Below are 13,718 nucleotides of genomic sequence, written 5' to 3' on the forward strand. Positions count from 1 at the left end.
ACGATCCGGTCAGGCGAGTGTGGTCGGCGCGCCCTGCGGCGCTGACGAGTCCTGCGACCCCGGCGCCGCCAGCGCGAGTGCGACCATGTCGGCGAGGTCGGCGCTGCGGCCTGCGCGTCGGCCCCGCTCGAACATGCGTGTGCCGTCCGCGCCGCCGCGCTCGAGCGCCTGCTCGAGGATCCGGCCGTGCAGCGAGAAGCTCCCGCCCGTCGCGAGGCCCTTGCGTTCCCGCACGTTCTCGGCCGCCCCGAACAGGACCCCGGACCGCTCGAGGTCGCCGGTGACCGCCGCCACCGCCGACATCGCCTCGAGTCCGTAGGCGAAGCCCTCCTCGTGGCCGAAGGACGAGGAGATGTCGAGCTGCTCGACGAAGGCCGCCCGAGCCTGCGCGACGTCGCCGCTCAGCAGTCGCTCCCAGCCCAGGTGGTTGAGGGCGATGGCCTCGCCGAGGCGGTCGCCGCCGGCGCGGGCGATCGCGAGGCCGTCGCTCAGCAGTCCGAAGGCACGGTCCAGCTGACCGCGCGCCATCGCCGCCCTGGCCAGCATGATCCGCACCAGGGTCCGACCGAACGTGCTCTCGAGGTCCTCGGCGAGCTCGAGCCCCCGGTCGAGGTTCGCCTCGGCGGAATCCAGCTCGGGCGGGTCGAGCGAGAGCTGCGCGACGGCGAGCATCACGCGCGAGAGCGTCTCGCCGTAGACGTCACCCGTGCGGTGGAAGTAGGCCACGCAGTCGGCCAGCACGGCGACTCCCGCGGCATCCGTCGCTTCGCCGAAGCGGATCGAGCTCGAGTAGAACCGCGCGATGGTGCGGCTCCGCTCGTCGAGCTCGGCACCCGACTCGAGCATCCGGTTCATCCAGCCATGGACCTCGCCGAGCTGTCCGCCGACCCACCAGAACCAGTGCAGGTGCCACACCAGTTCGGCGAGATCGCGGAACTCCGCGGTGGCGAGGAAGTGGTCGACGGCGGCCCGCAGCTCGTCGCGCTCGTCCGCGAGCCGCGACATGAGGGTGATCTGGTCCATCCACGTGTACTGCCGGCTCGAGGTGTCGCAGAGCGCCGCGTAGAACCGGGCGTGCCGTTCCTCCGTCGCGGTGAGGATGCCGCGCTCCTCGAGACGCTCGCGTCCGTACTCGCGCACCGTGGCGAGCATGGTGTACCAGGCCCGATCGCCTCGATCCTGCTCGCGCACCAGGCTCCCGTCGATCAGGGCGGCGAGCGCGTCCATCGCGTCCACGTCGCCGAGGCCGTCCGCCATCCACTCGGCGGCGTCGAGTCCGAAGCCCGACCGGAACACGCCGAGCCGCAGCAGCAGCTCGCGCTCCTCCTCGCGGAGCAGCTGCGCGCTCCAGTCGATCGTCGCCCGCAGCGTGCGCTGGCGCTCTGGCAGGTCACGAGCGCCGCCGGTCAGCAGCGACAGCGCGTGGTCGAGGCGTTCCCCGAGCGCGGCAGGCGTCAGCACGCGCAGGCGAGCCGCAGCCAATTCGAGCGCGAGCGGCGCGCAGTCGAGCGCCGTGCAGATCGCGGCGACCTGCGCCGCGTTGGCGTCGGTGAGCTCGAAGTCGGGCTTCACCGCACGGGCACGCTCGACGAGCAGGTCCATCGCAGCCTCAGGCGGCAGCGGACCGAGCTCGATGCTCTGCTCGCCGCCCACCCGCAGCGGGATGCGGCTCGTCGCCAGCATCGACACCTCGGTCGCGCCGAGGAGCGCCGCGAGCGTCGGCGCGGCCTCGACGACCTGCTCGACGTTGTCGACCACGAGCAGCATGCGTCGATCGGCGAGCGCGACGCGCAGCGTCTCGGCGATGGGCGCCTCGCCGGTGTCGCGGATGCCCAGAGTGCTCGCCACGGTCGTGATGACGAGCCCGGGATCGACCACGGGCGCGAGGTCGACGAACACCACGCCGTCGGGGTACGACGTCTCGACCTCGCGGGCGGCGGCGATCGCGAGTCGGCTCTTGCCGATGCCACCGGGCCCGGTGAGCGTCACGAGCCGGTTGCCGTCGTCGGCCAGCATGCGGGTCACGGTCGCGAGCTCGGCATCGCGTCCGAGGAGCCGGGTGAGCGGCGACGGCAGGCGCACCGATTCCGTCGACGCGGGCTGGGGCGCCGGTTCGGTGAACGGCACACGACGGGGATCGGCCGCGTCGAAGCGCTCGGCGAGCAGCGACGCGAGATCGGCGGCGACGAGGTCGACGAGGTCCGCGGCATCCGTGAAGGAGGCGTACGAGGCGTGGTCGTCGGCGCGGATGCGCGCGATCAGGCCCTCGAGCCGATCGTCGCGCCGCTCGGTGCGCTTGAGGTAGATGAGCTTCGGGATGTCGGGGGCGAGGTTCCACTCGTCCTCGAGGCCCGACACGTCCTCGCCGGGGGCGATCCAGCCGTACTGCTCCCCGTAGATGCCGACGAAGATGTCGCTCTGCTCGAGGTACGCGCGGTACAGCGATCGCGGCGGATGCGGCCGCGCGCCGAGCTCGAACATCACGGGCGCCATCGACAGCCGCTCGATCGCCGCCCGGGCCGCGCGGCGCTCGGGCGCCAGCTCCTTCAGCGTCGAGCTGACGAACACGCGCAGGCGCTGATCGGGCGTTCGGATGCCCCCCGCGACCCGGTCCATGCGGCCAGTCTCCTGCCGTGCGGCGCCGACTGTCCAGCACCGGCGGCACCCGAGAACGAGGGTGACGGATGCCACGGTGCATCCGTCGCCCTCTGATCACGCGAGGGCCAGCTCGACGACGTCGGCGAGCTCCGCCTCGCGTCCGCCTCGACGTGCCGCCTCGAACCGCGACGCCTCAGGCCCCGCCAGCATCCGCTCGAGGAACGGCTCGAAGAACGACAGCGGCGAGCGCGTCGGCAGGCCCTTGCGCGTCCGGATGTCCTCAGCCGCGCCGAGCATCCGGCCGGCGCGCTCGACCTCGCCTGAGGTGGTCGCGACCGCGAACATCCCCTCGAGCGCGTCCGCGAGGCCCTCCTCGTGCCCGATCGTCGACGCGAGGAGGAGCTGCTCACCGAAGCACTGGCGGGCGCGTTCGGGTTCGCCGGCCAGCATGTGCGCCCATCCGAGGTGGCTGAGCGCGATCGCCTGGCCGAGCAGGTCGCGGATGCCGCGCGCCACGGTCAGGCTCGTGTCGAACTGCCTGACGGCATCGTCCGCCCGGCCCTGCGCGAGGCGGACCCGACCGATCATGACTCCGGGCATCGCACCGGCGAACGCGGTGTCGTACTCCGCGGCGAGGTCGAGGGACCGCCGGGCGCTCTCCTCCACCCCCTCGAGGTCGGGCGGCACCTGTGCGAACTGCGCGACGGCGAGCGAGGCGAGCGCGAGGGCCTCACCGCGGGGATCGCCCTCACGACGGAAGTGGTCGACGCACCGGCGCATGGTCGGCACGATCGACTCGTCGGACGTGCTCCAGTACCGGATGGAGTTCCGGCAGTACTCGGCAAGCACCCTCGACCGCTCGCTGAGCTCGACGCCCGGTTCGAGCAGCCGGTCCATCCACGTGACGAGCTCGCCGGACCGGCCGCCGCCCCACCAGAACGTGTAGAGCGACCAGCCGATCTCCGCGACGGCATCGAACCGACGCGCCGCGAAGAGGTGGTCCACCGCGGCGCGCACCTCGTCGTGCTCGTCGAGGAGGCGCGTGATCCCCTCGACCTGCCCGCGCCAGGTCGCCGACGCTCCGGCTGCGACGAAGAGCCCGAGGTAGAAGTCGGCATGCCGCTCCAGCGACGCCGCCAGCCGTCCGGCCTCGGCGAGCCGGTCACGACCGTACTCGCGCACCGTGGCGAGCATCGTGAACCACGCCCGCGACCCGCGATCCTGTTCGCGGACGAGGCTCCCGTCGACGAGGGCGCCGAGCGCGTCGACGACGTCCACGTCGGCGAGGTCGGCGGCCACCCATTCGACGGCGTCGAGGCCGAAGCCCGCGCGGAAGACTCCCAGCCGCACGAGCAGTTCCCGCACGGGTTCCGACAGCAGCTGCGCGCTCCAGTCGATGGTCGCCCGCAGCGTGCGCTGGCGTTCGGGGAGGTCGCGTGCGCCGCCGACGAGCAGGGGCAGGGCGTGGTCGAGCCGTTCGAGGAGCGCAGCAGGCGTCAGCACCCGAAGTCGAGCGGCGGCGAGCTCGAGTGCGAGCGGAACGTCGTCGAGGGCGTCGCAGATGGCGACGACCTTCGGCGCGTTGTCGTCGGTGAGCTCGAAGTCGGGCTTGACCGCACGGGCGCGCTCCACGAACAGCTCCACGGCCTCCGCCGACGGGAGCGGACCGAGCGCCACGGTCTGCTCCCCCCGCACCCTGAGCAGGATCCTGCTGGTCGCGAGCACGGACGCCGACGACCCGCCGAGCAGCCCGCTGAGCTCGGGCGCGGCGTCGACCACCTGCTCGACGTTGTCGAGCACGAGGAGCAGCCGCCGTCGGCCGAGCGCGCCGGCGAGCTTCTCCGCGAGCGGCCGGTCGCCGGTGTCGCGGATGCCGAGCGCGTTGGCGACCGCCGCGATCACGAGTCCCACGTCGAGCACGGGCGCGAGGTCGACGAACACGACGCCGTCGGGGAACGCCGCCTCCACGGCGCGTGCGGCGGCGACCGCGAGGCGACTCTTGCCGATCCCGCCCGGACCGGTGATGGTCACGAGCCGCTGCCCGTCGTCGGTCAGCATCCTCGCGACGGTCGCGAGTTCGCCCGCTCGGCCGACGAGCCGGGTGAGGGGCGACGGCGGCCGCACGGGCTCGGTCGAGAACACCTCGGCGGCGGGATCGCCGAGCGAGTCGTGCCGGCCGCCCGCCGCGTCGAACCGTTCGGCGAGCAGCGTCGCGAGGTCGGCGGTGACCAGATCGGCGAGCTCCGCGGCATCCGTGAACGCGACGTACGAGGCGCCGTCGGCGTCGCGGATGCGGGCGAGCAGGTCGTCGAGCCGTTCCTGCCGTCGGTCGCTCCGCTTGAGGTAGACGAGCTTCGGGATGTCGGGCGCGACGTTCCACTCGTCTTCGAGGCCCGACACCTGCTCGCCCGGGGCGATCCACCCGTACTGCTCCCAGTAGATGCCGACGAAGATGTCGCTCTGTCCCAGGTAGGCGCGGTAGAGCTCCCGCGGCGGGTGCGGCCGGGCGCCGAGCTCGAACATCACGGGCGCCATCGACAGCCGCTCGATCGCGGCACGTGCCGCGCGGCGTTCGGGCGCCAGCTCCTTCAGCGTCGAGCTGACGAACACGCGCAGGCGCTGGTCGGGCGTTCGGATGCCGCCGGCGGCCGGGATCATGCGTCACAGTCTCGCCGCCCGCTCGCGCAGGTGTCCAGCACCGCCACTCCCCCAGAACGGCCGGTCAGGGGTTCGCGGGGAGCGGCTCGTCGTGCGCCGTCTCCCGCGACATGGCCAGGGCGATCGCGACGATGTCGTCGAGGTCGGCCGCGCGGCCGGCCGCACGGCCGACCTCGAGCCGGGCGGCGTCGGGCCCGGCACGCACCCCGTCGAGGATCTTGCCATGGAACAGAAATCGCCGGTTCCAGAAGAGGTTCTTGCGCTCTCGCAGGACCTCGGCCGCGCCGAAGAGACGTCCCGCCAGCTCGATCTCACCCTGCCGGGCGGCCACGGCGAACAGCCCCTCGAGGGCGAAGGCCAGTCCTTCGTCGCTTCCGATCTCGGTCGACACCCTGATCTGCTCGCCGAACCGATATCGCGCCTCGTCGAGGTCCTCGGTCAGCACGCCGACCCATCCGAGATGGTAGTGGGCGATGCCCTCCCCGAAGCGGTCGTCGATCGACCGCGCACGGTCGATGACCTCCTCGAACCTCCGGCGCGCCACGGCGAAATCACGACGGAAGAGCGCGAGGAAGCCGAGCGTCGTGCCGGCGATCCCCTGCCCGAACGGGTCGTCGATCTCGGTCATGAGGGCGTAGGCCCGGTTCGCAGCACGCACGGCCCCGAAGTAGTCGGGGAAGCGCTTCGCGAGTCGTGCTGCGGCGAGGGCGATGAACACCATTCCCTCACCCCGGCGATCGCCCTCCCTGCGGAAGACCTTCGCGGCGCTCACCAGCGGCCGGCGAACGCGAATGGGCTCGAGCGACTGCCACGATGCCAGGCTCGAGGAGAAGAATGCCATGATCGCCTGCGAGCGCGCGGACAGGTCGTGCTCGACGGCCCGGAGCCGGAGGGCCCAGTCAGTCGCCTCGACGATCTGCCCGCCGGCCCACCAGAACCACAGCAGCGACCAGAGCACCTCCGTCGCGTCGTCGTTCCGATGCGAGTCGATGAGGTGCTCGATCGCGGCTCGGAGCTCGTCGCGCTCGTCCACCAGCCGCGGCATCCAGAGTCGCTGCTCCGGCGTCGTCAGTGCTCGCCCGGCACGGTCGGCGAACTCGACGTAGAAGTCCGCGTGAGCGTCGCGGGCCTGCCCGAGGCCGCCGCCGGCGCTGAGCTCGTCGAGGGCGTACTCCCGAACGGTGGCCGGCATCGTGTACCAGACGCGCTGGCCGTGATCCCGTTCTCGGATCAGGCTCGCCTCGACCAGTGTGCTGACCGCGTCGAGCGCCTCCGTCGTGTCCTCGTCCTGCGCCATCGAGAGGGCCGCCTCCAGGGCGAAACCGCTCCGGAAGACTCCGAGGCGCAGGAGCAGGCGTCGTGCATCGTCCCGGAGCAGGCGGACGCTCCACTCGATCGTCGACCGGATCGTGCGTTGGCGCTCGGGGAGGTCGCGCCCGCCGTGGGCCAGCAGCGGAAGCGCCTCGTCGAGCCGATCGACGAGCGCCTCGGGAGTCATGACGCGCATCCGGGCGGCCGCGAGCTCGAGTGCCAGCGGGACGCCGTCGAGCGCGGCGACGATCGTGGCGATGTCGCCGGCGTTCGCCCCCGTCCGCTCGAATCCAGGCTTCGCGGCGCGTGCGCGCTCGATGAAGACGGCCTCCGCCGGAGCCGGCTGGAGCGGACCGAGCTCCACGATGACCTCCCCGTCGAGCCGCAACGGGATACGGCTCGTCGCCAGGATCGCGACGGCCGTGTCGTCGAGGAGACGACCGAGATCGGGGGCTGCGTCGACGACCTGCTCGACGTTGTCGAGCACGAGCAGCATGCGGCGATCGCCGAGCGAGATCCGAACGGCGTCGTCGGGCGAGGTCCCGTCCCTGATGCCCAGGGCCTTGGCCACCGCCGCCATCACGTCGGCCGCGTCCTCGAGTCCGGCGAGCGCGACGAACGCGACGCCGTCCGGAAAGGACGCCTCCGACGCCCGGGCAGCTGCCACGGCGAGGCGGCTCTTGCCGATCCCGCCCGGACCCGTGACGGTGACGAGCCGTCGGCCGTCGGCGAGCAGTCGGGCGAGCTCGGCGGTCTCCCTCTCGCGACCGCGCAGCACCGTCCGCGGCGACGGCAGCCCCACGAGCGCGGTCGACGCGACGTCGGGCTCGGGTTCGGCGATCGGCGTGCGCCGCACGTCGGCCGCGCCGAAGCGCTCGGCCAGCAGGGTCGCGAGGTCGGCGGTGACGAGGTCGGCCAGCTCCGCGGCATCCGTGAACGGCACGTACGAGGCGTGGTCGTCGTCGCGGATCCGCTCGAGCAGGCCCTCCAGCCGCTCCTGGCGGTGCTCGCTGCGCTTCACGTAGATCAGCTTCGGGATGTCGGGCGCGAGGTTCCACTCGTCTTCGAGCCCCGAGACCTGCTCGCCCGGCGCGACCCACCCGTACTGCTCCCAGTAGATCGCGACGAAGATGTCGCTCTGCGCGAGGTACGCCCGGTACAGCTCCTTCGGCGGATGCGGCCGCGCGCCCAGCTCGAACATCACCGGCGCCATGGCGAGCCGCTCGATCGCCGCCCGCACGGCACGCCGTTCTTGCGCCAGCTCCTTGAGCGTCGAGCTGACGAACACCCGCAGGCGCTGGTCGGGCGTCCTGATCACGCCGGCGTCCCGGCTCATGGGCTTCAGTCTCGTGCCACGCCCGCGGACTTGTCCACGTTTCGCGTCAGCCGGGAGTCTGTGCGCCCGTCCGCGAGTTGCAGGAACTTCCGGGCGACACGCCGCCTCCGCGGGAGTGAACCACGGCGTGTCGTCCGGAAGTTCCTGCAACTCGCGCACCCGGTCACGGGCGACGAGCGCCGACGAACGTCAGACGAGCCGCCGAAGGGCCGCCGACCGCCGGACTCAGCCGCGCGTCCGCGCGAGCTCCGCGCCCGCCGCCTCGAGCCACCGCAGCGGCTCCGCCATCGCAGCGACACCGCCGCCGGCGAGGTCGGCGAGGGCGACGGATGCCGCGAACCCGCGCGGCTCGGCCGTGATCGCCCCGGCGACGAGCGCCGTCGGCGCCCCGGCGTCCCGGGCGAGCGCGGCCACGACCGTCGGTGCCTTACCCGCCTCGGACTGCCCGTCGAAGCGGCCCTCCCCGGTGATCACGAGGTCCGCGCCGTCGATCGCCTCCCGGAGGCCGACGGCCTGCGCGACGAGCGCCGCACCGCCGCCCATCGACGCGCCCCAGGCGAGCAGCCCGAAGCCCGTGCCGCCGGCGGCACCCGCGCCCGGTGCCGCGGCGTACGGCTGCAGCTGCTCGGGCATCAGGTCGGCCAGTCGAGCGAGATTCGCCTCGAGCACGTCGACGGTCGCGGCATCCGCGCCCTTCTGCGGGCCGAAGATCGCAGCGGCGCCGAGCGGTCCGAGCAGCGGGTTGGTGACGTCGCCGAGGATGACGGCGCCGCCGGGCGGGAGCGGTCGTAGCCCCGTGAGGTCGACGCGGTCGAGCATCGCCAGGCCGCGATTCCCGAGCGGCACGGGTGCGCCCGACGCGTCGAGGAACCACGCGCCGAGCACCGTGAGTGCGGCAGTGCCGCCGTCGCTCGACGCGCTGCCGCCGAGCCCGAGCAGCAGCCGTTCGGCGCCGCCCTCGAGCGCCGCCGCGATCGCCTCGCCGAAGCCGGCGCTGTGCGCGTCGAGCGGCTCGAGCGGATCGAGCAGCGTGATGCCCGAGGTCGCGGCGAGCTCGACGACGCCCGTGCCGTCGGGCAGCAGCACCCACGAGGACTCCACGGGGTCGGTCACCGGTCCGCGGACGGTGATCGGCATGCGCTGAGCGCCCGGCACGGATGACGCGAAGGCGTCGAGCGTGCCCTCCCCGCCGTCGGCCATGGGCCGCTCGACGAGGTCGTCGCCGGCGCGCACCGAACGCCATCCGGCCGCGAGGGCGGCCGCGGCATCCGCTGCCGTCGCCGTGCCCTTGAACGAGTCGGGTGCGATGACGACGCGGGTCACGACGCGTCGAAGGTCGGGGCGGGCACGTGCGAGAGCCATTGCAAGGCACGCGCGAGCAGGTCGCGATGCTCGGCGGACTCGTACGAGCGGACGTCGTGGCCGAGGGCGTCGTAGACGATGCGCGAGCGGCCGAGCTCGCGGGCCCACACGAGCGGATGCCGCATGCCGTCCTCCTCGTGCTCGGCGATCCGCTCGACGATGCCGTCGAGCCGCAGGCCCGAGTAGCGCTCGTCCAAGACGGTGAAGTCGTCGATCCCCTCGGCGATCACGTGGGTGCCGACGACGTGCACGCGGGCCTCGCCGATCTCGGGATGCCACGAGAACCCCTCGATCCAGCGCCCGCCGAGCGCGTGGCCGAAGTCGGGCAGCTCGGGGAGCGTCGAGGCGGCCGCGTGCATCGCGAGGATGCCGATCCCGCGGTCGAGTGCCGCGTCGAGCCCGGCGGCGGCCGCGTCGAGCTCCTCCCCGGTAGGCTCGGCCGGCTCGCCCGTACCCTCTGGGAGTGGCGACTCGGGGTCGCCGGCGTTCACGACGAGCAGGTCGGCGTCGCCGAGCGCGGCGAGTCCGGCGAGCAGGTCGTCGCCCACCTCGACGCGGTAGCCCGCGCCCGCGACGATGCCGGCGAGCGCGGCGCTGGTCTCGTCGAATCGGTGCCAGCGGTCGGCGTAGCGGCCGGAGCCGCTGAGGATCACGGCGCGCATGTCACCTCCTCCGCTCTCGCGTGCATCGTAGCCCCGCCGGGCGTCCGCCGTCATCGTTCGAGCACCAGCGCCCAGTCCCACGCGTCGAGGCGCACGCCGTCGACCCGCTCGCCCGTGATCGCGTCGACGCCCGCGACGGGCACGTCGACCGGGTCGCCGCCGTGGTTGATCACCGTGACGAGGTCGCCGCGTCGCGCTCCCTCGACGTGCTCGGGCAGTCCGGCGACGACCGGCGCCACGCCGGCGTCGGCGAGCACGTGGTCGACCACGGACTGCACGCCGTCCTCGTCGGGGACCGTGCCGAGGTAGCGCGCGATGCCGCGGCCGCCGGCGCGCCGGGTGAGCGCCGGATGCCCCGCCAGGCGTCCGCTCGTGAAGGCGGCCTCGACCGCCGCATCCGCTCCCTCGATCAGGTGCAGCTCCTCGGCGACGAGCGTGCCGACGAGCTCGGCGCCGCCCGCGAGCCCGGAGCCGGCGAAGCGCGCCTCCCGCTCGCCCGGGGCGTCGGGCGCGGCATCCGTCGGGACGAGCGCACCGAAGTCCTCGAGGCGCACGCCGAGGAGCGGCCCCAGCTGCGTGAGGAACCCGCCGTCGCGGAACCGGTCGTCGGCGTCGACCACGTCGGTGAACGGGCCGGCGAGCAGGTGGCCGCCGCCCTCGACGAACGTGCGAAGCGCCGCGGCGCCCTCGTCGCGCAGCAGGTAGGCGAGCGGAGCGATCGCGAGCGCGTACCGGTGGTCGACCCGCTCGGGCGCGATGAGATCGACCTGCACGTGGCGGCGGTGCAGCGCGCGATACCAGCGCTGCACGACGGCGAGGTAGTCGAGCGCGTTCTGCGGGTGGTCGGTGCCCTCCACGGCCCACCAGTTCTCCCAGTCGAACACGAGGGCCACGCGGGCGTCGCGGGGTCCGGCGGGCAGGGCCGGCAGGGCAGCCAGCTGCTCGCCGAGCGCGACCACCTCGCGCCACGTGCGCGTATCGGTGCCGGCGTGCGGCAGCAGCGCCGAGTGGAACTTCTCGGCGCCCGAGCGCGACTGCCGCCACTGGAAGAACAGGATGCCGTCGGCACCGCGGCCGATCGCCTGCGCGCTGAGCGCCGCCATCTGGCCGGGCGCCTTCGGGGCGTTCCACGGGCGCCAGTTCACCGCATTGGTCGCCTGCTCCATGAGGATCCACGGCACCTCGGGCTTCAGCGAGCGCACGAGGTCGCGCTGGAACGCCGCGGCGCGGAACGACTCGGGGTCGTTGGGGTCGGGGTAGGCGTCGTCGCTCACGAGGTCGACGTGCTCGGCCCACTTCGCGTAGTCGGCGGGCTTGAACGGGCCCATGAAGTTCGTGGTGATCGGCTGGGTCGCGCCCGCCGCGCGGATGAGGTCGCGCTCCATGAGGTAGCACTCGAGCAGCATGTCGCTCGTGAACCGGCGGTAGTCGAGCATCTGCGTCGGGTTCGGGCTGTAGGGCGCCTTGCGCGGCGGGAACACCTCCTCGAACGACGCGTAGCGCTGCGACCAGAAGTTCGTGCCCCAGGCCGCGTTGAGCGCGTCGATCGTGCCGTAGCGGGCGGCCAGCCAGCGCCGGAACGCGTCGCGCGCGGCATCCGAGAAGTCCATGTTCAGGTGACAGCCGTACTCGTTGTTCACGTGCCACATGACGACGGCCGGATGCTGCGCGTACCGCCCCGCGAGTGCGGCCACGAGCTCGCCGGCGAGCCGCCGGTAGACGGGCGACGAGGGCGCGAACTGCTGCCGGCTGCCCGGCCAGTACGTGGCGCCGTTCTCGTCCTGCGGCAGCATCTCGGGATAGGCGGCCGTCGCCCACGGCGGCGGCGACGCGGTGGCCGTCGCAAGGTCGACCGCGATGCCGCCCTCGTGCAGCAGGTCGATCACGCGGTCGAGCCAGTCGAAGTCGAACTCCCCCTCGCGCGGCTGGATGCGCGACCACGAGAAGATGCCGAGGCTCACCATCGTGACGCCCGCCTCGCGCATGCGCGCGACGTCGTCGGGCCAGATGTCCTCTGGCCACTGGTCGGGGTTGTAGTCGGCGCCGTAGTGCACGGGTGATCCTCCATCGGGTGGGTGCCGGGAGCGGCGCCCGGCCGGGTGGTCCTTCGTCGGACGCGACCTGCGTCGAGCGACGCTTGGAAAGCGTATTCCTATCGTATCCGCAGCATCCGACGGTGGCCACGGTCGACGCCGGCCTGCCGATGAGACGATTCAACGCCCCGGCAGCCGACTCGCTCGAACCGAGGACCGACGGGACAACCGCGACCGTCGAAATGTCCATGTCGCCGAACCGATCCGCTATGGGGAGCGCCCCGTCGGCGGCGTAGCGTCGCTTCCCGCACCGCATCTCCAAGTGCAAAGGAGCATCCCCATGCCACAGCGTGCCCACCGGCGCCTCCGGACCTCCGCGATCCTCGCGGGTGCCGTCGTCGCCACCCTCGCCCTCGCCTCGTGCTCGAGCGGCGAGACCCCCTCTGCGGACGGACCCGTGGAGCTCACCTTCCAGTCCTGGGTCCCGAACATCGACCAGGCCGTCGACGCCTTCAACGAGGCCCACGACGACATCCACGTCACGCTCGAGACGATCACCGCGGGCCCCGACGGCGGCTACGCGAAGATGCTCTCGGCCGTGCAGGCGGGTGATCCCGCGGATGTCGCGCAGGTCGGCTACGACGCCGTCCCCGACTTCCTCGTGAACGACGCACTCGAGGACATCACCGAGTACGTCGCCGACGACGCCGACCGCTTCACCGAGTGGCAGTGGGAGACGGGCGTGTTCGACGACCGGGTCTACTCGATCCCGCAGGCGTCGGGACCGCTCGGCCAGTTCTACCGCAAGGACATCTTCGACTCGCTCGGCCTCGCCGCGCCCACCACGTGGGAGGAGTACTACGCGGCGGCGAAGGCCATCCGCGCCTCCGATCCCAACCGCTACATCGCGGCGTTCGCGTTCAACCAGGCCCCGTGGCTCATCGGCCTCTCCCAGCAGGGCGGCGGCGAGTGGTTCTCGACCGAGGGTGACGCGTGGAACGTCGCCATCGACGACGAGGCGACGCTCGAGGTCGCCGAGTTCTGGCAGCGACTCATCGACGAGGACCTCGTGAAGATCGAGGCCGATTTCTCGAGCGAGTGGAACGCCGACATCCAGAACGGCAACGTCGCCTCGTGGATCTCGGGCTCGTGGGCCGACGCGATCGTGCGCGGCACGGCTCCCGACACCGCGGGCAGCTGGGCCGTCGCCCCGATGCCGCAGTGGTCCGACGGCGAGACCGTGTCCGCCACCTGGGCCGGCGGCTCGGCGAACGTCGTGCTCAAGGGCTCGAAGCACCCGGAGGAGGCGGCCGAGTTCGCGCTCTGGCTGAACAGCGAGCCAGAGAGCGTGAGCATCCTCACGAGCGTCGGCGCCGGATGGCCCGCGATCACCGACCTCGAGTCCATCCCCAGCCTGCAGGACGACCCCGAGGTCTTCGCCTTCTATGGGGGCCAGGACATCTGGGACGTGTTCGCCGAGTCGGATGCCGCGGTCGCCGCGACCTGGAAGTGGCCCCCGCTCTCGCAGACGCTGTTCGCCTCGCTCACCGACAACGTGAAGGCGGCCGTCGAGGCCGGCACGCCGCTCACCGAGGCGTACGTCGCGACGCAGGCGGACTTCGTCGCCGCACTCGAGGACAAGGGCATCTCGGTCGCCGAGTGAGCCCGCGGGCGGCCCGGCTCACGCCGGGCCGCCCGTCGCCGTCACCCGACCACCACGCCGCGCCTCACCCGCGTCCGGCATCCGATCGTCCATCT

Annotated in this window: 7 protein-coding genes; 1 reads left to right on the plus strand and 6 read right to left on the minus strand. The window is 72.7% G+C overall.

The window, feature by feature from the left end:
* Positions 1 to 9 precede the first annotated feature (9 nt).
* From FYC51_RS02850 to FYC51_RS02875, 6 genes are all read right to left on the minus strand, one after another.
* Entirely contained in the window at positions 10 to 2,616 is a 2,607-nt protein-coding gene (locus FYC51_RS02850; RefSeq protein WP_148732167.1) for a DUF4062 domain-containing protein, read from the minus strand.
* Positions 2,617 to 2,712: 96 nt separating this feature from the next.
* The gene (locus FYC51_RS02855) at positions 2,713 to 5,256 is read right to left on the minus strand and encodes a DUF4062 domain-containing protein (RefSeq protein WP_148732168.1); all 2,544 of its coding nucleotides are present in this window, start codon (positions 5,254 to 5,256) and stop codon (positions 2,713 to 2,715) included.
* A gap of 64 nt (positions 5,257 to 5,320) precedes the next feature.
* On the minus strand, positions 5,321 to 7,903 hold the full coding sequence (locus tag FYC51_RS02860; protein ID WP_148732169.1) for a DUF4062 domain-containing protein: 2,583 nt from the start codon (positions 7,901 to 7,903) through the stop codon (positions 5,321 to 5,323).
* A gap of 225 nt (positions 7,904 to 8,128) precedes the next feature.
* A complete protein-coding gene (locus tag FYC51_RS02865; protein WP_187432460.1) occupies positions 8,129 to 9,265 on the minus strand; it encodes a glycerate kinase in 1,137 nt (378 codons plus the stop codon).
* Entirely contained in the window at positions 9,223 to 9,927 is a 705-nt protein-coding gene (locus tag FYC51_RS02870; protein WP_187432461.1) for a ThuA domain-containing protein, read from the minus strand. Before FYC51_RS02870 ends, FYC51_RS02865 begins: the two co-directional genes overlap by 43 nt.
* 50 nt (positions 9,928 to 9,977) lie before the next feature.
* Positions 9,978 to 11,981: a beta-galactosidase gene (locus tag FYC51_RS02875; protein WP_148732171.1), complete on the minus strand. Its 2,004-nt coding sequence runs from the start codon at positions 11,979 to 11,981 to the stop codon at positions 9,978 to 9,980.
* A 319-nt stretch (positions 11,982 to 12,300) separates the two neighbouring features.
* Between FYC51_RS02875 and FYC51_RS19525 the strand changes: the two genes are divergently transcribed.
* Positions 12,301 to 13,623: an ABC transporter substrate-binding protein gene (locus tag FYC51_RS19525; protein WP_148732172.1), complete on the plus strand. Its 1,323-nt coding sequence runs from the start codon at positions 12,301 to 12,303 to the stop codon at positions 13,621 to 13,623.
* Positions 13,624 to 13,718: the final 95 nt, after the last annotated feature.

Source organism: Agromyces mariniharenae, assembly GCF_008122505.1.
Taxonomy (GTDB): domain Bacteria; phylum Actinomycetota; class Actinomycetes; order Actinomycetales; family Microbacteriaceae; genus Agromyces; species Agromyces mariniharenae.